Source organism: Thermoactinomyces sp. DSM 45892 (assembly GCF_900107305.1).
Classification (GTDB): domain Bacteria; phylum Bacillota; class Bacilli; order Thermoactinomycetales; family Thermoactinomycetaceae; genus Baia.
Window position 1 is genome coordinate 170,670 of sequence record NZ_FNPL01000001.1, and the last position, 20,389, is coordinate 191,058.

Annotated in this window: 24 protein-coding genes; 3 read left to right on the forward strand and 21 right to left on the reverse strand. The window is 42.5% G+C overall.

What is annotated here, in order from left to right; all coding sequences use genetic code 11:
- Positions 1 to 12 precede the first annotated feature (12 nt).
- Complete coding sequence (locus BLU58_RS00805; protein WP_093290334.1) at positions 13 to 714, reverse strand: deoxynucleoside kinase; 702 nt, start codon at positions 712 to 714, stop codon at positions 13 to 15.
- Positions 715 to 855: 141 nt separating this feature from the next.
- Here BLU58_RS00805 and BLU58_RS00810 point away from each other — a divergent pair, with 141 nt between their 5' ends.
- A complete protein-coding gene (locus BLU58_RS00810) occupies positions 856 to 1,512 on the forward strand; it encodes an HD domain-containing protein (RefSeq protein WP_255404517.1) in 657 nt (218 codons plus the stop codon).
- 248 nt (positions 1,513 to 1,760) lie between these two features.
- On the opposite strand, the gene BLU58_RS00815 is transcribed toward BLU58_RS00810, so the two are convergent.
- The 10 genes from BLU58_RS00815 to fapR form a co-directional block, all read right to left on the reverse strand.
- The gene (locus BLU58_RS00815) at positions 1,761 to 2,363 is read right to left on the reverse strand and encodes a hypothetical protein (RefSeq protein ID WP_093290335.1); all 603 of its coding nucleotides are present in this window, start codon (positions 2,361 to 2,363) and stop codon (positions 1,761 to 1,763) included.
- 83 nt (positions 2,364 to 2,446) lie between these two features.
- Positions 2,447 to 2,938: a GNAT family N-acetyltransferase gene (locus tag BLU58_RS00820; RefSeq protein ID WP_093290336.1), complete on the reverse strand. Its 492-nt coding sequence runs from the start codon at positions 2,936 to 2,938 to the stop codon at positions 2,447 to 2,449.
- A 115-nt stretch (positions 2,939 to 3,053) separates the two neighbouring features.
- Positions 3,054 to 3,761 (reverse strand): ribonuclease III, encoded by a 708-nt coding sequence (gene rnc, locus BLU58_RS00825; RefSeq protein ID WP_093290337.1) that lies wholly within the window; start codon positions 3,759 to 3,761, stop codon positions 3,054 to 3,056.
- A gap of 22 nt (positions 3,762 to 3,783) precedes the next feature.
- Positions 3,784 to 5,028 carry a beta-ketoacyl-ACP synthase II gene (fabF, locus tag BLU58_RS00830; protein WP_093290338.1) on the reverse strand — a complete coding sequence of 415 codons (1,245 nt, stop codon included), beginning with the start codon at positions 5,026 to 5,028 and terminating at the stop codon, positions 3,784 to 3,786.
- A gap of 115 nt (positions 5,029 to 5,143) precedes the next feature.
- Complete coding sequence (acpP, locus tag BLU58_RS00835; RefSeq protein WP_072330259.1) at positions 5,144 to 5,380, reverse strand: acyl carrier protein; 237 nt, start codon at positions 5,378 to 5,380, stop codon at positions 5,144 to 5,146.
- Between the two features lie 64 nt (positions 5,381 to 5,444).
- Positions 5,445 to 6,188, reverse strand: a complete 744-nt coding sequence (gene fabG / locus BLU58_RS00840; RefSeq protein ID WP_093290339.1) for a 3-oxoacyl-[acyl-carrier-protein] reductase — start codon at positions 6,186 to 6,188, stop codon at positions 5,445 to 5,447.
- 15 nt (positions 6,189 to 6,203) lie between these two features.
- Positions 6,204 to 7,139 carry an ACP S-malonyltransferase gene (gene fabD, locus BLU58_RS00845; protein ID WP_093290340.1) on the reverse strand — a complete coding sequence of 312 codons (936 nt, stop codon included), beginning with the start codon at positions 7,137 to 7,139 and terminating at the stop codon, positions 6,204 to 6,206.
- A 10-nt stretch (positions 7,140 to 7,149) separates the two neighbouring features.
- Positions 7,150 to 8,148, reverse strand: coding sequence for a beta-ketoacyl-ACP synthase III (locus BLU58_RS00850; protein ID WP_093290341.1), 999 nt, complete (start codon positions 8,146 to 8,148; stop codon positions 7,150 to 7,152).
- 6 nt (positions 8,149 to 8,154) lie between these two features.
- On the reverse strand, positions 8,155 to 9,144 hold the full coding sequence (gene plsX / locus BLU58_RS00855) for a phosphate acyltransferase PlsX (protein WP_093290342.1): 990 nt from the start codon (positions 9,142 to 9,144) through the stop codon (positions 8,155 to 8,157).
- A 14-nt stretch (positions 9,145 to 9,158) separates the two neighbouring features.
- Complete coding sequence (gene fapR, locus BLU58_RS00860; RefSeq protein ID WP_255404552.1) at positions 9,159 to 9,734, reverse strand: transcription factor FapR; 576 nt, start codon at positions 9,732 to 9,734, stop codon at positions 9,159 to 9,161.
- A gap of 216 nt (positions 9,735 to 9,950) precedes the next feature.
- On the opposite strand from fapR, the gene BLU58_RS00865 reads away from it, so the two are divergent.
- Positions 9,951 to 10,262 carry a DUF4870 domain-containing protein gene (locus BLU58_RS00865; RefSeq protein WP_093290343.1) on the forward strand — a complete coding sequence of 104 codons (312 nt, stop codon included), beginning with the start codon at positions 9,951 to 9,953 and terminating at the stop codon, positions 10,260 to 10,262.
- Between the two features lie 111 nt (positions 10,263 to 10,373).
- Here the strand turns inward: BLU58_RS00865 and rpmF are convergent, their stop codons facing one another.
- From rpmF to BLU58_RS00885, 4 genes are all read right to left on the reverse strand, one after another.
- The gene (gene rpmF / locus BLU58_RS00870; RefSeq protein ID WP_072330272.1) at positions 10,374 to 10,556 is read right to left on the reverse strand and encodes a 50S ribosomal protein L32; all 183 of its coding nucleotides are present in this window, start codon (positions 10,554 to 10,556) and stop codon (positions 10,374 to 10,376) included.
- A 76-nt stretch (positions 10,557 to 10,632) separates the two neighbouring features.
- Positions 10,633 to 11,145 carry a YceD family protein gene (locus tag BLU58_RS00875; protein WP_093290344.1) on the reverse strand — a complete coding sequence of 171 codons (513 nt, stop codon included), beginning with the start codon at positions 11,143 to 11,145 and terminating at the stop codon, positions 10,633 to 10,635.
- Between the two features lie 61 nt (positions 11,146 to 11,206).
- Positions 11,207 to 12,268, reverse strand: coding sequence for a SepM family pheromone-processing serine protease (locus BLU58_RS00880; protein ID WP_093290345.1), 1,062 nt, complete (start codon positions 12,266 to 12,268; stop codon positions 11,207 to 11,209).
- Entirely contained in the window at positions 12,261 to 13,058 is a 798-nt protein-coding gene (locus tag BLU58_RS00885; RefSeq protein ID WP_093290346.1) for a patatin-like phospholipase family protein, read from the reverse strand. Before BLU58_RS00885 ends, BLU58_RS00880 begins: the two co-directional genes overlap by 8 nt.
- Before the next feature lie 128 nt (positions 13,059 to 13,186).
- Between BLU58_RS00885 and ylbJ the strand changes: the two genes are divergently transcribed.
- Positions 13,187 to 14,404: a sporulation integral membrane protein YlbJ gene (ylbJ, locus tag BLU58_RS00890; protein WP_093290347.1), complete on the forward strand. Its 1,218-nt coding sequence runs from the start codon at positions 13,187 to 13,189 to the stop codon at positions 14,402 to 14,404.
- Between the two features lie 2 nt (positions 14,405 to 14,406).
- Here the strand turns inward: ylbJ and coaD are convergent, their stop codons facing one another.
- The 6 genes from coaD to BLU58_RS00920 form a co-directional block, all read right to left on the reverse strand.
- Positions 14,407 to 14,904 (reverse strand): pantetheine-phosphate adenylyltransferase, encoded by a 498-nt coding sequence (gene coaD / locus BLU58_RS00895; protein ID WP_093290348.1) that lies wholly within the window; start codon positions 14,902 to 14,904, stop codon positions 14,407 to 14,409.
- A 13-nt stretch (positions 14,905 to 14,917) separates the two neighbouring features.
- Positions 14,918 to 15,472, reverse strand: coding sequence for a 16S rRNA (guanine(966)-N(2))-methyltransferase RsmD (rsmD, locus tag BLU58_RS00900; protein ID WP_093290349.1), 555 nt, complete (start codon positions 15,470 to 15,472; stop codon positions 14,918 to 14,920).
- 89 nt (positions 15,473 to 15,561) lie between these two features.
- Entirely contained in the window at positions 15,562 to 16,689 is a 1,128-nt protein-coding gene (locus BLU58_RS00905; RefSeq protein WP_176786424.1) for a Ger(x)C family spore germination protein, read from the reverse strand.
- Positions 16,690 to 16,693: 4 nt separating this feature from the next.
- Positions 16,694 to 17,779 (reverse strand): GerAB/ArcD/ProY family transporter, encoded by a 1,086-nt coding sequence (locus tag BLU58_RS00910; RefSeq protein ID WP_093290351.1) that lies wholly within the window; start codon positions 17,777 to 17,779, stop codon positions 16,694 to 16,696.
- Positions 17,776 to 19,293: a spore germination protein gene (locus tag BLU58_RS00915; RefSeq protein ID WP_176786425.1), complete on the reverse strand. Its 1,518-nt coding sequence runs from the start codon at positions 19,291 to 19,293 to the stop codon at positions 17,776 to 17,778. Before BLU58_RS00915 ends, BLU58_RS00910 begins: the two co-directional genes overlap by 4 nt.
- 501 nt (positions 19,294 to 19,794) lie before the next feature.
- A complete protein-coding gene (locus BLU58_RS00920; RefSeq protein WP_093290353.1) occupies positions 19,795 to 20,112 on the reverse strand; it encodes a hypothetical protein in 318 nt (105 codons plus the stop codon).
- Positions 20,113 to 20,389 lie beyond the last annotated feature (277 nt).

The window sequence follows — 20,389 nt, forward strand, 5'->3', positions numbered from 1 at the left end:
GGTTTGTCGTAGCTATTTACAGGAAACTTTTTTTTGAACCAAACGGGCTGTTTCTTTCTCATCCACTTCTCTTAATTTCGCATCTAAGATCTCTAAAAACTCTGCCGCATCCTCTTCACGTGTAATATCTAGGCGATCGGCATCAATAATGAGTACATCACTTTCCTTATAGTGATTAAATACCCAGTCATCATAACGCGAATGAAGGCGGCGGAAATAGCTAACATGACTTGGATCTTGCTCGTAGTCACGCCCCCGCTTCTCAATCCGTTCCATAATCGTTTCGAAAGAAGCACGTAAGTAGATAAATAAATCAGGGCGCTTCTTCGGTCCTGTTGGGCAAGTGCAGTGATCCAGCTCCTGAATCTCCTCTAGCATATTATGTAAAAGGTCCAGATAACAATCAAACTCTGCTTCTTTCATCATGCCGTCTTCAAAATTAATTTTCGCAAACAAAGCATCTTCATAAATCGAGCGATCCAACACGTTATTTTTATGACGCATTGCTTTTTTGATTGAACGGAACCGGGTATTTAAAAAATAAATTTGTAGAGGGAAGGCAAAACGCTCCCGATCGTTGTAAAATAAATCAAGTAGCCGATTATCATCAACAGACTCATAAAATGCTTCACTATTTAAATGCTGTGCAATCAATGTTGTATAGGAAGTCTTTCCGACTCCAATCATACCGCCAAGACAAATCACATAACCCATCTCCCTCAAAAGCCTCCTGGACTAGCTTCTTGAAACATTCCCATTATGGTATGGACAAGCAAAGGCCCGGAACCAACATATCAAATCCGAACCATATATGTAGGACAATAGTGTAACATTAAACAGATTGGAGTGGTATTCTTGATTTTTACTAAAAAACAAATTTTAGGATCTACACAAGACTTTGCTTATCAAGTTCATCACAATGATACAAGTGGTCATGATTTCCTACATATTGAACGAGTCGTAAATAATGCGAAAACGATTGCTGAGCATACTGGAGCAGACTCGTTTATCTGCCAAATGGCTGCTTATTTGCACGATATAGCGGATGAAAAAATTAGTGCGGACCCCGAAAAAAGCAAACAGCAAATTATTCAGTTTCTCATCGAGCAAGGCTTGTCCACAAAAGATCGAACACATATTATGGAAATTATCACCACTATGTCATTCCGTGGAGGAGCAAATAAACAGCCACCTCGTACACTAGAAGGAAAGGTTGTCCAAGATGCTGACCGCTTAGATGCATTAGGCGCTATCGGCATTGCCCGAGTCATGGCGTATTCAGGTCACACCGCTCGCCCCATTCATGATCCTTCTATCCCAGTACGTGATCAAATGACAGTAGCGGAATATCGTAGCAATCGGGGAACAGCTATTACTCATTTCTACGAAAAGCTTTTAAAGCTAAAGGATTTGATGAATACAGACTACGGAAGACACATGGCTGAAGGAAGACATAAAGTGATGGAGGAGTACTTAGAACAGTTTTATGCTGAATGGGATGGGAAGCGGTAAGACTGTTTAATTGAGTACTGGTTTTTTCTAGATCCTAGGTCCTGGGCACGTATCTGACCACAGCCTAAATAGTAAGCTTACGCCGTCGCTGTGGTCTCATTGCCCCTATTCCACTTGATCACTAGCATCAACCAACCTGTTCAAAATGTCTACCTCCAAATACCAACATCCCTAACGCATAATAGGCCCAAACGTGATCGATCTAGTTAGCTAAAATGTTCCTCTAGCTTTCGACCAAGCTATCCTTATTATTTCCCTTTTTTCTGTCTCGCACCCGCAATCAATGTCATCGTAACTAATAGTAGTGCTGTTCCTACAAGCAACCATTCAGAAGTCCCGACTTCCTTTGATGAGGAATCGACTTCTGCCTCTTTTGAATCGGGGGTACTATTGGTAGGTGTATCTGTTGATGGTTTATTTTCTACTCCATCCATCATCCACATACGTTTATTGAGTGCATCTAGATCAGCCTGAGCCTCCGATAATAGTTTCGTGCGACTACAAATAGTCGTCGTAAGGTGACCATTTTTCTTGATAGCATAAACTAAATACTCTTTCTCCATTTCAAACGTAAAACCACACGACGCCTCAGACAAGGCTGTATACACTATTAATTCCGGATCAAGGTCTCCTTTCCAGCGTTTGGATACATGTAAGGTGGCAATGCGTTGATTCGCATCCCTTTCCAATTGGACAACCTTACCTACAAAGACCGCACTACTTTTATCCGCTTCTTTAACCGGATCATCTGATGGAGCACAAGAACATGCCTGCACTTCTAACACCCACCATCCACTCATGGTCAATACGAAACCCATGATAACTCCTAGCATGATACAAACTCGGTTCATACTGAGAAAGCCTCCTTATGAGAATGGTTGGTTAATTCAGACAATTATATCCCTATCATAGCATGTTAAGAGCTTTTCCTCTATCAAAACTCTTTCTCCATATGAATTAATTCCTGCATTCCTTTACAAGTCTTAACATAATCAGAAGAAATCGTTTGAAAGCCTTGTTGCTTCCAAAACTTCATCGCAGGTGTATTAATGGCTAGTACATGTATTCCAACTCGTTCCCATTCCATAAAACTAATAAATAGATGCAATATTTTTTGACCGTAGCCATGCCCATGGTATCGCGCATGAATGGTCAAAAGAGAGATATGAGGGATACCGTACTTAGGATGTATCGGAATCGTATCAATCATTCCGATTCGGAATCCATCCGACTTTCGCGTTACCCCTATCATCACCGATCCATACTCCCGCCACGTTCGCAGGAAACGATGTGTATTAAATTTTGCATCATCATTAAAAAATGACCAATAATATTGGTTACTCCGTTGCACCTCAATAAAATGTACCCACGTTTGTTCATTTAATTGATCAAATATGAAATTAGGCGATTCAAACAGTCTCTCCATCCTGTCTCCCCCAAAAGTTCGGTTTCAAGTGCATTACCCCGAACATATAGGAAAACAAATAATAATACAATAATTTATTTGTTATTCGCATAGAAAACCACCTAGTGTATATAACCTAGGTGGCTCCTTCTGTTCGTCTCGCTTGCCAAAGTTTTAAAGCCTTGGTGGCAGCTTGTTGCTCGGCTTCTTTTTTAGAGCGACCAGAGCCCCTGCCTAAACATTGGTTCTCCAGGTATACTTCAGATACAAAGTATCGGTCATGAGCAGGCCCTTGTGTATCAATAATGCGATAGTCCAAGGGGCCTACCCGTTCTTGTTGCACTAATTCTTGAAGCTGACTCTTCGCATCTGTCATCCGTGCTAACCACTCGTCATTAATCTTCGGAAACACCACACGTTGTAGGAAAGTGCGTGCCGGTTCCAAGCCTTGATCGAGGTACACAGCCCCTATGAATGCTTCAAACACATCAGCCAACAGAGAAGGTCTAGTCCTTCCTCCTGTCAATTCCTCTCCTTTACCAAGTCGTACAAAGCTACCAAAATTTAATTCCTTGGCAAACGAAGCCAGCGAAGGTTCACAAACAATTCGAGCACGACGGCGAGTTAGCTCTCCTTCACTCATCTTCTGATCATAATGAAAAAGAAACTCGGATACAGCTAATTCCAAGACCGCATCCCCTAGATATTCGAGTCGTTCGTTATCTGGGATGTGCCCTGAATTTTTCCGCTCGTGTGCATACGAGGTGTGGGTGAATGCTTGTTGGAACAATTCTCTGTTACGAAAGCGAATCCCAGTCGCTTGTTCCAAACTTGTAAAGTTCATGTTAATATCACCACCCTAAGAATTACACATCCTCATATACTTTAAACGCGATCGTTGCATTGTGCCCACCAAAACCAAATGAATTGGAAATCGCAGTACGAATCGATGCTTTTCTCATTTCATTTGGTACATAATCCAAATCGCATTCAGGATCAGGATGTTCTAAATTGGTTGTTGGTGGGAGGATTTGGTGATATAAAGCCAAAACAGAAGTAATCGCTTCGATCCCACCTGCCGCACCCAGCAAATGACCAATCATTGATTTAATCGAGCTCACGGTTAATTTATAAGCATGATCACCGAAAGCACGTTTAATCGCAATCGTCTCATATAAATCGTTTAGCGGTGTAGAAGTTCCGTGAGCATTAATATAATCAACATCTGTCGGCTTTAGCCCAGCGTTGCCCACAGCCGCTAACATACTTCTCGCCGCCCCATTTCCATCTGGAGCAGGGCTGGTAAGATGGAACGCATCTGCGCTCATCCCGTAACCAATCATCTCCGCATAAATCCGAGCACCTCTTGCCTTCGCACGCTCTAAGGATTCTAGAATAATGACTCCAGATCCTTCTCCCATGACAAATCCATCCCGCTCCTTATCGAAAGGTCTGCTCGCACGTTGTGGATCATCATTATTACGAGAGAGAGCTCCCATTGAAGAGAAACCTGCAAACGCCATTGGAGTAATCGTTGATTCCGTTCCTCCGCAAACCATTACATCCGCATCTCCATGTTGGATTAAACGGAATGCCTCCCCAATACTGTTTGTACCACTGGCACAAGCGGTTACGGAAGAACTGTTGGGCCCTTTGGCACCTGTATGTATTGATACTAAACCAGACGCCATATTTCCAATCATCATCGGAATGAAAAAGGGGCTTACTCGCTTAGGACCTTTTTCTATTAAAACAGAGTGCTGGCTTTCTAGAGTGGGTAGTCCGCCAATGCCAGATCCGATATAGACTCCGATGCGTTCTGCATTTTGATCATCAATTTGAATGTCTGCATCTTGGAGTGCCATCTTAGCCGCCGCAATCGCATACTGTACAAATAAATCAGTTCTTCTTACTTCTTTCTTATCTATATATTGGAGTGGGTCAAAATCCTTGACCTCTGCAGCAATTTTCGTGGAATAATCAGTAGCATCAAAACGAGTTATATATCCTATTCCAGATTTCCCAGCAATCAAATTGTTCCAGAAGGTAACGACTTCATTTCCGATGGGCGTGAGCGCTCCTAATCCTGTGACAACAACCCGACGTTTCATCTGGTTCACCGCCTTTCTGAATGCTGTACAAATAAATTCAGTCATTTAGGAGAGAGTCCCACCGTTAAACGGGACTCTCTCCGGTAGGTATAAATGCATATTTAATACTTAAGTATTAAGCTTTTTGTCCGTCTACAAAGCTGACGATATCTTGTACGGTCGCAATTTTCTCAGCAGCTTCTTCACTAATTGACAGACCAAACTCATCTTCCAAGTCCATGATCAAATCCACTACATCAAGGGAATCTGCATCAAGGTCTTCACGAATGGAAGCTTCTAGTGTAACCTCTTCAACTGCTACATCCAATTTCTCAGAAATAATTTTTTGAACACGTTCTAATGTAGTTGCCATCCTTATCACCTCCTTACGTATTATACGAAAACAACATTTGACAGACAAGCAATGAAGCATTTCCTTATGAGGTAACCATCCCGCCATCTACATGGATCGTTTGACCTGTAATGTATCCCGCCGCAGGACTTGCTAGGAATTTCACTAGCTCTGCCACCTCATTAGCCGCCCCAAAACGTCCGAGTGGAATGGCCCCAAGCATCGATTTTTTCGTCTGTTCATCTAGTTTAGCTGTCATATCGGTCTCAATAAAACCAGGTGCAATTGCATTTACAGTAATGTTGCGGCTAGCTATTTCTTTTGCCGTCGATTTCGTTAATCCAATTACACCCGCTTTTGCCGCTACGTAATTAGCTTGTCCCGGATTCCCCATTACACCCACCACAGAACTCATATTAATAATTCGACCAGATCGTTGTTTCATCATCGGGCGAATCACTGCTTTGGTGCAGAAAAAGACACCTTTTAAATTTGTATCAAGCACCTGATCCCAATCTTCTTCTTTTAAACGCATAATTAAATTATCTCGAGTAATTCCTGCATTATTCACTAGAACATCAATTCTACCAAATCGTTCCAAAACCTGCTTACATGCCGCAGCTACCTGCTCTTGATTTGACACATCTACTTGAAGAGCCAGACCTTGCCTCCCGGTAGCTTGAATAGCAGAAAGTGTCTCCTCAGCCGCTACTTGATTTCCAGCATAGAAGATCACTACATCTGCTCCTGCTTCTGCTAATGTACACGCAATAGAGCGACCAATTCCTCTAGAGCCGCCCGTTACGATGGCTACTTGATTTGCTAACATGATCTCTCTCCCTTCCTAACGAAGTTGTTCAAGAGCTTTTTGAAGTGTTTCTGGATCTTGAATCGGAAGCATCGTAATCCGACGATTTACTTTCTTAACAAGTGCTGATAAAACATTCCCTGGGCCAATCTCGATAAACGTATCAACACCTTGGTCGAGCAAAGTACGAACCGTATCTTCCCATAAAACAGGCGCAGCTACCTGTCTAATTAACGACTCACGAATCTCAGCAGGTTGTGTAATAGGTGACGCGCTAACATTCGCGATAACAGGCACTTTCGCTTCTTGAAACTCAATCGCTTGCAAGGTGTCAGCAAGCCGCTTTGATGCCGGAGCCATTAATGAAGAATGAAACGGCCCACTCACAGTCAACGGAACAACCTTTCTCGCTCCTGCTTCTAATGCTTTCTCGCCAGCCGCTCTGACAGCATCAGCATGCCCTGAAATTACAATCTGCCCTGGGCAATTATAATTAGCAGGCTCCACAATATTTCCTGCAACACTTACCGAACTGCATATCTCATCTAATACATCTCGCTCACAGCCAAGCACAGCAGACATGGCTCCCACACCAGCAGGAACCGCTTCTTCCATAAATGTTCCCCGTTTATGAACGGTTGCAACCGCATCACGAAGAGAGAGAACGCCTGCTACCACTAAGGCTGAGTACTCACCTAGGCTATGTCCAGCTACAAAATCAGGTCGAATTCCCGACTGGCGGAACACTTCATACAATGCCAAACTAGTTGTTAATAGAGCTGGCTGTGTATGCTCTGTTAAACGCAATGTATCCTCTGGTCCTTCAAAACACAACCCTGATAAGGAGTATCCCAAAACCTCGTCCGCTTCACGATACACCTGCTTTGCTTCTACAAAGGATTCTGCGATCTCTTTTCCCATACCCACTTTCTGTGAACCTTGCCCCGGGAAAAGGCATGCTATTTTCCCCATGTCAAGCCCCCTATTCTGCCTCGTCTTGTGACCAACGTAAAACAGTAGCTCCCCATGTTAATCCGCCGCCAAAGCCACAAAGAACAACCGTATCTCCTTCATGAATTCGGCCTTGCTCCCATGCTTCATTCAATGCAACTGGTATAGAAGCCGAAGACATATTCCCACAGCGATCCAAATTCACAATGACCTTCTCCTCATCCAGTCCCAGTCGATCTACCGCAGCATCAATAATACGCATATTCGCTTGATGCGGAACTAACAAACTAATGTCTTCTTTCGTTAATCCTGCCTTTTTAAGAGCCTCATCTGCCGCACTAATTAAGACACGAACCGCAAATTTGAAGACCTCACGACCATTCATATAAAGATAATGACCGCCCTCTTTTATTGTCTGTTCGCTAGCAGGACATCTAGAGCCACCCGCTTTTAGATTTAAATGAGTCGCTCCGGTTCCATCGCCTCCTAGTTCAAACGACTGAAACCCGTAACCTTCTTTTACAGGACCTAGTACTGCCGCACCTGCACCATCTCCGAACAGAACGCATGTATTCCGATCTGACCAATCCACAATTCGAGAGAGGACTTCTACACCTACGACCAACACATATCGATAAACACCCGTTTTGATAAACTGAGCGCCTGTGGTGATCCCGTAGATAAATCCTGTACATGCTGCTGATAAATCAAAGGTTGCTGCATTTTTAGCACCTAATTGTTCTTGTACGAGGCAAGCCGTTGCTGGAAATGACATATCGGGTGTAACAGTCGCCACAATAATGAGATCAAGCTGTTCTGCCGTGATATTTGCACGCTTCAGCGCCTGTCTAGCAGCCCCCACAGCTAGATCAGAAGCCGCTTGCTCTGGAGCCGCTATATGACGTTCACGGATCCCTGTACGAGAGACAATCCATTCATCGTTAGTATCCACCATTTTTTCCAGATCGGCATTCGTAATCACTTTTTCTGGTAAATAGGCACCTGTTCCTAAGATTCCTGCTGATCGCACCTCTCCTCATCTCCCTTTCGTTTTCACTAACCCCTGTTGAATCTGTTCAATCACATTTTGCTCTACAATCTTCTTCGCTTGCATCGCCGCTTGATAAAAAGCACGAGCATCAGAAGAACCATGTGCTTTAATAATAGGACCTGCCAACCCTAAAAGAGGGGCTCCGCCGTGTTCTTTATAATCCATACTCTCTTTAAATCGTTTAAGGCCAGGAGCGAGGATTCCTGCCGCCACCTTCGTTCGGATGCTTCGAGTAAATTCCTCTTTTAACTTACTAAAAATGGCCTTGGCCACACCTTCCGTATTTTTTAGAAGAATGTTCCCTGAAAAACCATCGGTAACCAATACATCACATGTGCCATCTAGCACGTCTCGTGCCTCCACGTTTCCAATAAAGTGGATACTAGACTCGTTTGAAAGAAGATCGAATGTTTCTTTCGTGAGAGACGTTCCCTTCCCATCTTCCGTACCGATATTAAGCAAGCCAATTCGTGGTCGCTCGATTCCCATTACCTGCTCTGCATAGATACTTCCCATCACTGCATACTGACGTAAATGTTCTGGTTTCGCCTCGGGATTCGCTCCTACATCCAGCACGAGCGTTCCGCCACCCTTCATACTTGGAAAGATCGGTGCTAGAGCAGGACGATCCATCCCCTTCATCCGACCTGTGACAAATAAGCCAGCAGCCACCAAAGCACCCGTATTACCTGCACATACAAACGCATCAACGGATTTTTCTCTCACCAAACGACAGCCAACAACTAGGGATGAATCCTTTTTCCGTCGAATCGCTTTAACTGGTTCGTCTTCTGCTGTGATGGTTTCCGTTACCTTGATCATCTCAACATTAGATAGTACAGATGACACCAGAGCTTCCTCAGTACCAATCAATACAAATGTGATCTCAGGGTAATCTTTTGCTGCCTGCAGGACACCCTCAATCACCGCATTCGGTGCGCGGTCTCCTCCATGGACATCAAATGCAATTCTCATGGATCATTTTCCTCCTAGTTGCCTCTATCGTCACTGACACGGTACACTTCAAAATCACCTTGAAAAACGATTTCCTCTTGAACCTTTGTCTGCACTCCAACATGCAAACGACTATCATAAGCTTCTGCGACATTGGCAAAAGCAATACACTTCTCTCCTAACTGAACCGGTCGAACAAAGCGAATGGATGCATTCCCCGTTAGAGCCACTTTCCAATCCGCTAAGGCAATCGCTAAAGAGTTCGCCTGCGCAAACAAAATGTGCCCGCGGGCAATTTGGTTTCGCTCAAAAACGTGCTCAAATCCAATTTCGAGTAAGGAGATCCCATTTTTATGTAATTGCAGATCAATCACTTCACCAATCACTTCATTTGGAGATAACGACTGGACACGATCAAACTTTTTCTCTGCCATGTGCTTTATTCTCTCTCGCAACTCTGGTATCCCTAGTTCTAACCGATCCAATCGAATCGTCTGGATACTAACATGAAATTTTTTCGCCACTTCCTCATCTGTTAGAAATGGATTTTGTTCCAATGCTTGAGATAAATAAGATTGACGTTCTTTCTTTGTTAAGCGCAAAGCGGAGATCACCACCTTGGATTATGACCTCATTTTAATACCTAGTCCTAAGTGCTAGTATAGAAAAAAAGATCGAGTTTGACAACACCTAATCTTATCGCCGTAATAACTCTTATTAGTTTGCACAACACTTACGATATACATGTTTATAAAAATTACATCAGGGAAACAATCACCATACGTATGTAAAATCTTACAAACAAGAAAAGCAGGAGGTTTTGATCCGTGGATTCACAGTCATCTGGATTAAAAATATTAGTTCATGCTAGTACGTGGTTTGCCCCTGTACTACTCCCACTTATTGTCTATTTTCTTTCATCGAGTTCCGATGTAAAGCGCATCTCTCTTCAAGCTCTCATATTCCATTTTCTAATGGGTATCCTCATTACAATCTCTATTTTCTTCTCCTTTATTCTCATTGGAATTCCGTTTTTCATTATATTTGGTTTGATCTATCTCATATCGCCGATTATAGGAATTGTCCGCGCAACGCAAAATCGCCACTTCCAATATCCATTCTTAGGTTTCATCAAATAATGAAAACATATATATCGGAATCAAAATACAAAAAAACGAGCTACCCTCTTGATTTCCCAAGTTGGTAGCTCGTTTTTGTTTCTAGTACTAGAAACTAGCTAGTCATATCGATTACTCGTTTACTACGCCTTCCACTTTTTCACCTTTGTAATAACCACACGATTTACATACACGGTGGGACATCTTAGGTGCACTGCATTGTGGGCAGCTTACAACGCCAGGAGCGCTCAATTTAAAGTGAGTGCGACGCATGCGTTTACGAGTTTTAGAAGTACGACGAAATGGTACTGCCATGTCATTCACCCCCTGTGCCGTTCTTAAAACACAACTTCGTTGATTATACTACAGTTCCCCTCGATTGAGAAGGTTTTCATTCCTTAAATAAGTCCTGAAGTGCCGCTAGACGTGGATCAATCCGTTCCGTCATACAACTACACTCTCGGACATTTTTATTCGCTCCACACACGGAACATAGCCCCTTGCAATCCTCCATACATAGCGGTGCAAAGGGAATCGTGAGTAGAAGCGCCTCGCGTATATAAGGATCAAGATCTATCGTCTGTGCCTCGACGAGATGAACTATCTCTTCTTCTGAATCGATCGCTCGGCTCTCTTCATCCGTAAATCTCTCAGACCATTCTGCCTGTAAGGGTACGGTATACCCAGTTAGACAACGCGAACATGTCAATACCGCTTGAGTGGATTCCTTCACTTCCCCATGGTACAAACGAGAACCCACGTTCTGAAAAACCGCTTCTACCTGTACGGGTTCGATCCGTTCCAGACCTAGAACTTCATCTACCAACTCATCTAACTGGATACTTTCTTTCACAATCAGTTGTTGATTTGGTTGTTGATTGATCTTTTGTAGAGAGATCTGCATTCATTCCACTCCTCGCGTGAAAACAGGCTTATTATATGACATCCATATAATTGTGTCAATGTTAACTCGCCTTTTGTGATGATTTTTCTTGGCTTTGCAAATACTGAAGTGCCTCTTGAAAAGTAGCGACCGGCACAATTTTCATCTTTGTTTTAATTTCTTTCGCGGCTTGAATCGCTACTTTTTCATTTTCATCAGTCGGCTGTATATCTTTGGGAGCAAAGAAAATCTCAGCCCCTTCCTTATCTGCGGCCCTCACCTTATACTGAATCCCACCAATTTGGCCTATTTTCCCCTCACTATTCATCGTACCTGTACCTGCAATTTTCATGCTATGTGTCAGATCACCTTCTGTAAGCTGATCATATACCTCTAATGTAAACATCAGTCCAGCAGATGGACCCCCGATATCACCCGCTTCTATCTTAACTGAAGGGGTCGTACTCACTTTCTCCCGTGTCAATGGATAAATACCTAGCCCGGCTCGTTTCTGCCCCTCCTGTGGCTGGGCTACATCCGTTAACACAATTTCTTTTTCGATCGGATCTTCCGTATTTGTTCGCTGGAACTTCACTTTTACCCGATCCCCAATCCTCTTTTTCTCGAGATATGCAAACAAATCTTCTTTGCGCAAAATCGGCTGTCCATCGATGGCCGTAATGAGGTCCCCTACTTGCAGGTCATTATCCTTGCGAATCGAAAATACTTCAACACCTAGATAGTCAACTTTCATCGGCTTTTTCGCTTCTCGAAACGCGGCAATTAAAGCAGCATTTTGCGATTCCAACATATTCTCTTTTTGTTGGCGCTGATACTCTTCGTCATCCCGAACGTTGACAAACATCTCTTTTTCGGGAATTAACTCTAGTTCATGTGAATATTGGGCCCAAATCCAATCCAATACCGTTGCTTTCCCCACCCCAACTGTCGTTAGATAAAAGGTGCCCTCTCCGTGCTCAGCAGGTTTTTCATCTACTTTTACGAATGGCGCAACATCCTCTGCGGACCCTGGCTCCATCACGTAATAGGGAAGCCCAGCAATCGGAGTACCTAAAATTCCGATCAGGATCAGAAACGCTAAAATCCAGAAAAAGACTCGACCTTTATTGTTTCGTTTAACCATCTTTCTTGTCCCCTCGCCACTCTGCAATCATTTTTTTTACCAGCGGAAGTTGCTCTCGCGCAGCTTCCTCCCCATAACGAATGCATTCTTCTACTTTTGTAAACGCAGTCGAACTAATATCTTGCACCTTCGGCCGAATTGTAACATCAGCCTGATATGTATACCTTCGCAATAACTCTCTTTCCATAATATCAAGAGTTTGCGCAATCACATCGATAATATTTCGGATTTTCACCTCTTCAACCTTAGCAAACACATCTACCGCAATCACGAGATCGGCCCCCATCTCTTGTACCACACTAACAGGTACCCGATCTACGACGCCTCCATCCACTAAAAGTCGATCTGCTATGTTTACAGGATCAAAAACACCTGGGATCGAAATACTTGCTCGAATCGCATCAGCGGCTGGACCCTCACGAAACACAACCTTTTCACCTGAAGACAAATCTGTTGCGACAACAGCTAGTGGAATCGGAAACTCTTCAATCCGCTTCCGATGAGTTAGCAAGCGAATCACTTCATGCGCCTTTTGTCCGCCGACAAAACCCATTCCTGGAATCTTATAATCTAACCAAATCTTACGCTTAAAGTGAACAGCCAAGCCTTCCATCAGCGATAATCTGCATCCATTTGCATAACAGGCCCCTACAAAACTCCCCATGCTACTTCCTGCGATTAAATCGATTGGAATTTGTTCTTCCTCTAATACTTTTAGCACACCAATATGTGCAAATCCCCTTGCTCCACCAGCACCTAATGCCAAGCCAATCACAGGACGACGAGACATATTGGATCGCTCCTTCCACTCTATGATAAAAGGAAAATTTGCATTCTTAATCGGACAAACCGGTCTAAACGGAGGGATACATCCATACATATTTATGGATCGAAGTGTCGATGAGGAGAGAATGACCCATGATTCAAACCCTTCTCCCCAGAAAGCAACTACAATCTATCCTTCTTGCTTCTGGTGTATGTATATTTGCGATTGTCCTGATGAAATATCCTGATGAGTCGTTTCAGGCGTCTCTCCGCGGACTGAAAATATGGTGGGAAGTTGTATTCCCTGCTTTGTTACCCTTTTTTATCACGGCCGAAATTTTAATGGGATTCGGTGTGGTTCACCTGCTTGGCGTACTACTCGAACCCCTCATGAGACCTTTGTTTCGAGTCCCAGGAGCCGGTGCCTTTGTCATGGCAGTAGGGCTCATATCCGGAAACCCGATGGGAGCCAAGCTAACCACTCGCTTACGAGAAGATAAACTGATCAGCAAAGCAGAGGCAGAGCGACTTGTTTCCTTTACCACCACAGCAGGTCCCCTTTTTATCTTTGGCGCCGTCTCTGTTGGTTTTTTTGAAAATAGCTCGCTCGGTGTCCTACTAGCTATCGCTCACTATGGCTCGGCTATTGTCGTAGGAATCTGTATGCGTTTCTATCAAAGGCATGCACCCATGACTCCACGACTTGATCGGCGTCGTGCTAATATCCTCATTCGATCCCTTAGAGCCATGCACCATGCTCGGCTAAACGATGGAAGACCCATCGGACAGCTATTAGGAGAAGCAGTCACCAGCGCCGTCCAAACCCTCCTAATGATCGGTGGATTTATTATCATCTTTTCTGTATTGGTACACCTGCTTACCTTCATTGGGGTTACGACTTTCTTAACACACCTCCTAGGGTTTCTGTTTTCCCTATTCCAGCTTCCAGAATCTCTTCATCATCCGTTTATCGCTGGAATCTTCGAAATGACGATCGGCTCTCAAGTCATAAGTGAAACTTCCATTCCCATTCCACTATTAATTAAACTATCTGTGGTCAGCTTTTTCATTGGATGGAACGGGTTATCTATTCATGCACAAGTTGCCAGCCTGCTAAGTCGTACTGATATTAGTTATAAACCATATTTCTTTGCAAAAATACTTCATGGTACCTTAGCTTGTGCCGCAACATGGCTTCTATACATTCCCATGCAACCATGGCTACAAGATCAACCAACCGTCGCACCTGCTTTTACTTGGACCAACCATCTTCCTATGCAGGACACCACTTGGACCTTCTGGCACTATTTTTCCTTGTTTTTCATCATTTTCTGGGTATACAAACTGTACAAGAAAACCCGCCGGTTATAACACTAGCGGGTTTTCGTATGACCAAACTTTTCTCGTAACATCTGTGCCACAAAATCAGGAACCAATTCCTTGGTCTCCGCACCATAGCGAGCAATCTCTTTTACCATAGAAGAACTAATAAATGAATGCTTATTATTCGACATGAAAAATAGGGTTTCCACTTCATCGCTAATAATTCGGTTAACTGATGCAATCTGTAATTCGTACTCAAAATCAGAAATCGCTCGCAAGCCCCGTAAAATCACGTTTGCTTGTCGTCTCTTCACATAATCCACTAATAAACCATCAAAATGATCGACTTCGATCTCACAATCTTGAATTCCACGTACTGCTTCCCGAACCATACCCGTTCGCTCATCAGTCGAAAACAAGGGGTTCTTTGCCGAGTTTACAAGTGTAGCCACAATAATTTTATCAAACACTTTTGCACCCCGTTGGATAATATCAAGATGTCCATACGTAATAGGGTCAAAGCTTCCTGGATATACGGCGATTTTCATAGCTCGTCCTCCATCAAGTCTGGCTGTACTCGTACAATGTGATCGCTGTATCTCCATAGGATAACTGACGATAGGCAGATAAACCAGCTACTATGCTAGGCATCTCTAGCTTAGAAGGATGCTCCACCACGAGAGTGCCCTCATCTGTCAGCAGTTCTTTCTCCCCAATATACGTCAGTATCGACTCATAAAAACCCTCATGATAAGGTGGGTCTAAAAAAATAACAGCATATCTCGCTTGATCTGCAAGCGTTTTCACATATGTCCGTGCATCACGCTTGATTAGCGTAGCGCGATCAGCCATTTTCGTCAACCCAAGGTTTTCCTTTATGGTATCTACACTAGCACGAGCATCATCCACAAATGTGACATGGTCCATACCACGGCTTAACGCCTCTAGACCGAGAGCGCCCGTTCCCGCAAACAAATCAAGCCCTTTTCCCCCATCAAAAAAAGGGCCTATCACCGAAAACAGTGACTCTTTGACTCGATCTGCAGTAGGACGAACATGTTTCCCGGGAACCATCTTTAACCTCGTGCCACGAGCGCCACCCGCAATAATCCTCATCACGTTCACCTAATTTCTTGATCGTAAAAAACATTTTTATCCTATCAAGATTATGATGGCGAGTCCAGCAACCCTCTGTTCTCTTTACATTAATCAATAATTCCCCTATGAATGGTTTCCACTTCTACACGTGGCTCTATTTGTAACGTTTTATAAAGGTCATCCCAGTCTTTCTCTACTTTTTTCCAATACGAAAAATGGTGTGCTATTAATTGTCGACCTATCCCCAAACCATCAAAACCACTCTTTTGCATCTTGGATATCACTTGCTTCGACATCTGTGTAAGATCCTCACTAAGTGCTTTTTCCAATTTTCTCATGGTAGCATGATCGCTCCCTAGTTCCGTTTGTAATTCAGTTATCGCGATTTTAATTTTTATTTGTAGATCAACCTTTACTTTCCCATCCTTCGTTACATCGACATCAAACTTTTGGTTCTCATCTCTTATATCAAACATCAAGCTTACTTTCTTATCATCCATGGATACCTCTCTAAATAGAGACCCTTTGTCTTCTAATTGGTTATTTAGAATTAGAAAAAGAGTGGCCTCCTCTACGGATAGAAATGTATTTGTATACGAATGGTTATGAAACATCGCAATTCCGGAGATGGATATAGCTCCATCCTCACTTGTGATGTAAGGCAAACCAAAATCATGTCCTGGGTCTAACATAGCAGAACAAACTGACTGAACAGTAGTCCTGGGAATTACGGTAGTCTTCTCACCGCCTAAAAGGAGCTTCTCAAAAAATTGACCAATTAACGTCCCTTTTAGCTCTTTTAAATTTACTAACTCCCCTGCCTCCCCTTCTACAACCGCCATCCTAGCATCGAGAGCTGCTTTGGGATCACGGTAGATAGAATCGAGTAAAGGATACATATCTTTTTCTGCTTCCTTATTCCCGAATAGGAGAACCCTTGTTTTATAGGTACGGAATTTACCCGCAGTTTGCCGATCTAATGCGTTACGTAGACTTCTCGTAGAGGTCCCTTCTGCTGTATAAGTTTGGCAAATAGGCTTATCACCTTGACCAGCAGGGATATCATGAATGCCAATCGTCACTTTTAATCGACCTTCAGGAGTTTGGTCAAATGCTGTAACATAAACCAGGTCTGCCGTCTTTAATAGATCTTCATCCCAACAGCCCGGTAATACGAACAGAGAAAGAATACAAAAACATACTGACAAGGCCTTTTTTACAGTTAAAGAATTCACTATGTCAACGCTTCCTTCCCCTAAATAATGAGATAATGAACAGAAGAATAGGTATCCCGAATACAAAAGGATAACTTATTATTTTAATAAACTCATCAAATATCTCACCTCGATGAGGAGTAAGCGTAAAAATAGTACAAACACAGCAGACAGCCGCTATCCAATAGACAAACTTCTTATGGTTCTTTGCTCTACATATTTGCGCTACTCCAATGGAAGAAAGATAAACAAAACTACAAACAGAAGTAATGACGCTAACCAGCCAAATTGATAGAAAAATCAAATCAATCCGTTCAATCACATGAAGTGAATATGATTTCAATACATATAGCACGGGCTCTGGAACCAAAGGCAACTCATCTGGAGCAAATGATATCAGACATACAAAGGTAGTAAACGTGTACACAATCGTCACAAAAAAATTCCCTATAGAAGCCGCCTTCAGTTTGTCTTTATCCGATCCTTCCACTGCAAAATAAGTGAACAACATAGCTTCATAACCCAAAAAGTAAAAGAAAGACATTTTAGCACCTTTCAAAATAGCTAACCATCCGTTTTCAAGGAAAGGCATGGGATATGTAAAATGAACATTTTTAAATCCTAAGGAAGTAAAAATAACAAGCGGAATAATGAGGAAGCTTACAAATACATACATGCGAGTGATAGTCCCCAGTGATTCCTTTGCCAGATACACCACAGCGATTGCGACAATAAGGATATTAATCCAGACAGGTGTTTCAGGAAACACCCACTTCGTAATGATTCTTATATACTCTGATAATTCAAGAACTGTGACGAGCGCAAAGAAGCAACTATAACCAATCACTAAGCCTTTTGCTGTGATTTTCCCTACTAGCTTTTCCATTGCTTGCAAAAAGTTTGAGGCTGGATTCTTCTTGAGAAAAGCCCAAAAAATAACAATCATCACTTGAGAAATAACTCCACCCATGATGACTGAAATCCATGCTCCTCCTTTCGCATCTTTATGGATTTGGTGGGCTAAAGATAAAATACCTACACCCAATTGAGTCTGTAAAATAAAAAATAGAAATTGGGTTGACGTAATCTTATCTTTTATCGAGTAATTCATTCCCTCCCCTCCCCAAGGATTGCTTTTTCTGAATTACGTTGATCAGGAGTAGAGTCTTTCGTACTTTTATTTAAATGCCAGAGAGGGAACCTGATAAAAGTATCTTTAAAGCCTTTTAGTTTAAAGGGCATAACCGGTGAAAAATATGGATTTCCGAACGTTTCTATCTTCGCTAAGTGAGTAAAGATCAGAAAAAGTCCGGTTGTCATCCCGATAAATCCAAACATCGAGGCCGCTATCATAAGTGGAAAGCGCAGGAGTCTTACGGTTGAGCTCATTTCGTGCGATGGAACAACAAAAGCAGATATCGCCGTTAACGCTACTACAATAATCATCGGCAAGGATACTAACCCTGTTTGTACGACAGAGTCTCCAATCACAAGTCCGCCTACTATTCCAATCGTCTGGCTCACCCTAGTAGGTAACCGAATCCCTGCCTCTCGGATCAGCTCTAGGGTTAACTCCATAAAGAACGCCTCAATCAAAGAGGGATAAGGAACTCTTTCTATAGAACTTTTAACAGAGTAGATAAGCTCGATTGGCAATACCTCAGGATGAAAGGTAACGATCGAAATATACAATCCAGGTAAAATAAAAGCGATCAAAAAACTCGCAAAACGAATGGATCGTATCAATGAACCAAACATCCATCTGGAATGATAGTCATCGGGTGATTGATAAAACGAAAATAGTGTAACAGGGGCAATAATAGAAGTCGGATTTCCTTCTGACAAAATAGCAAAGCGCCCCTCCATTAAGTATGCAACGGTCCGGTCCGGTCTTTCTGTATACAATAATTGCGGAAACGGAGAGTATGAATCATCCTCGATGTATTCCCCGATAAAGCCGGGAGAGAGAATAAAATCAGTCGGAATTAAGTTAAGTCTCCGTGCTACTTCTTCAATCAGTTCTTCCTTTGCCAAGTTCTTCATGTATAATAATGCGACTTTGGTATCACTTTTTTTTCCTAGAGAAAAGTATCGCACCACTAAATTAGGATTCTCAATCCGATTACGAATCATATGTAAATTTATAACTAAATTTTCGATAAATCCATCATGTGCTCCCCGTACTATCCCTTCATTATCAGGCTCTTTAACCCCCCTCTTTACAACTAAACTAGTCTCACAGATATATACTTCCGGAATCCCTTCTAAAAACAATAAACATTTTCCTGCTATAATCCAAGAAATCGCTTTATCTAGACCCTCTCCTACCTCAAGCCCAGAGGATGTAATAACATGTTCAACCGCTCCAACCTTCGCTCGTTCCAAAGGCTTGATAATCGATTCCATGACTAAATATTTGTCCGATACCGTTTCTAAAAAAATCAACTTTCCTTGACGATTATCAAAATAAATGTCACGTTCTAAAATATCATCTGAATAAAACAATTGCTCTTTTATATAATCAACATTCTCTTTTACCGAAGGAGACACATCTTTTGCTTCTGGACTGAGAGATAGGCCCTTCTGTAAATGAGGGATCCTTGCTTTTTTCCTGATCCTTTTCAAGTTACGTCCTCCTAACAAGTAAAATCAGGTTTTTTTCGGTATTACTTTAACCTGAAAGATGGGACAATATACCATCTGTCAATTCTAAATAATGGGAGCATACAATCCCTCAAATCGAACGGGTTTCCATTCTTACTTTATTGTGAGAATGATATTCGAAATATTCTTGTGTATAAAACAAACACTACTGGTAACAATAGCTAGGGACAGCATTCATTTGTGAACGCTGTCTAACCGCGGAGAAGACTTACATTTCCCCATAAGCTCTTCCTCCGGTTTCTCCTCTCCCATAAAGTATCTTTCGTCATGGAAGATACGATTGGCTCGCGAACTGTCAACGCGGGCTCTTTTTTTGCGCTAAAAAACCCGTAGTCACACAAACACTACGGGTTCAGTTCAATATGGTTGATATTTGTATAATGTCTGAAGTGCTCCAAAAAACATAGTGTTTTCAGGGGTTTCCAGACTCTGAATAGTCCGTTGTTTAACGCTTGTTTCGTTCTATACTGCTCTCCTCAACATCATTGCCTCAAACTGTGAAATAACACCCTCTCTTACAAATAAATCAATAACCCGATATGAAAACTCACGATATCTTGGTGATGTCCTTAGCATCTCGATCTCATTGGTAGAGAGAAACTGATAAGGGAGCCTTTGTGCATAATTCATCAACCCCATCGTCCCCTGTGTCTTCCTAACATACTTCGCCTCCATCACCAACTTCTGCAAACGACTCGCACTAACTGCTCTTCTCCCCGTCGTAGTATTGACGAGATCCGCCACATCTCTATACAACGGATCTTTATAACCTCTACTCATCGATGATCCTCCTTTGTGACAATCTCTAGTCGTATTATCCTATTCAAAACCAGCTCTAGCGTAACAACACTAGCCCCAGTTCGACAGATGCGATCTAAAAAACAGGCACATTTTAGGGAATGGTTAAAAAGTTCATTGGAGCAATCCCCGATCATGTTTGCCCCCTGCTTCACTCTCTACAACAGCATGTATGGTGAGAGATAACCAACGACTTCAAAGGAGATAAACGTCATGTTTCAAGTGAATCAGAAAATATAAAATAAATATCGTAAATATT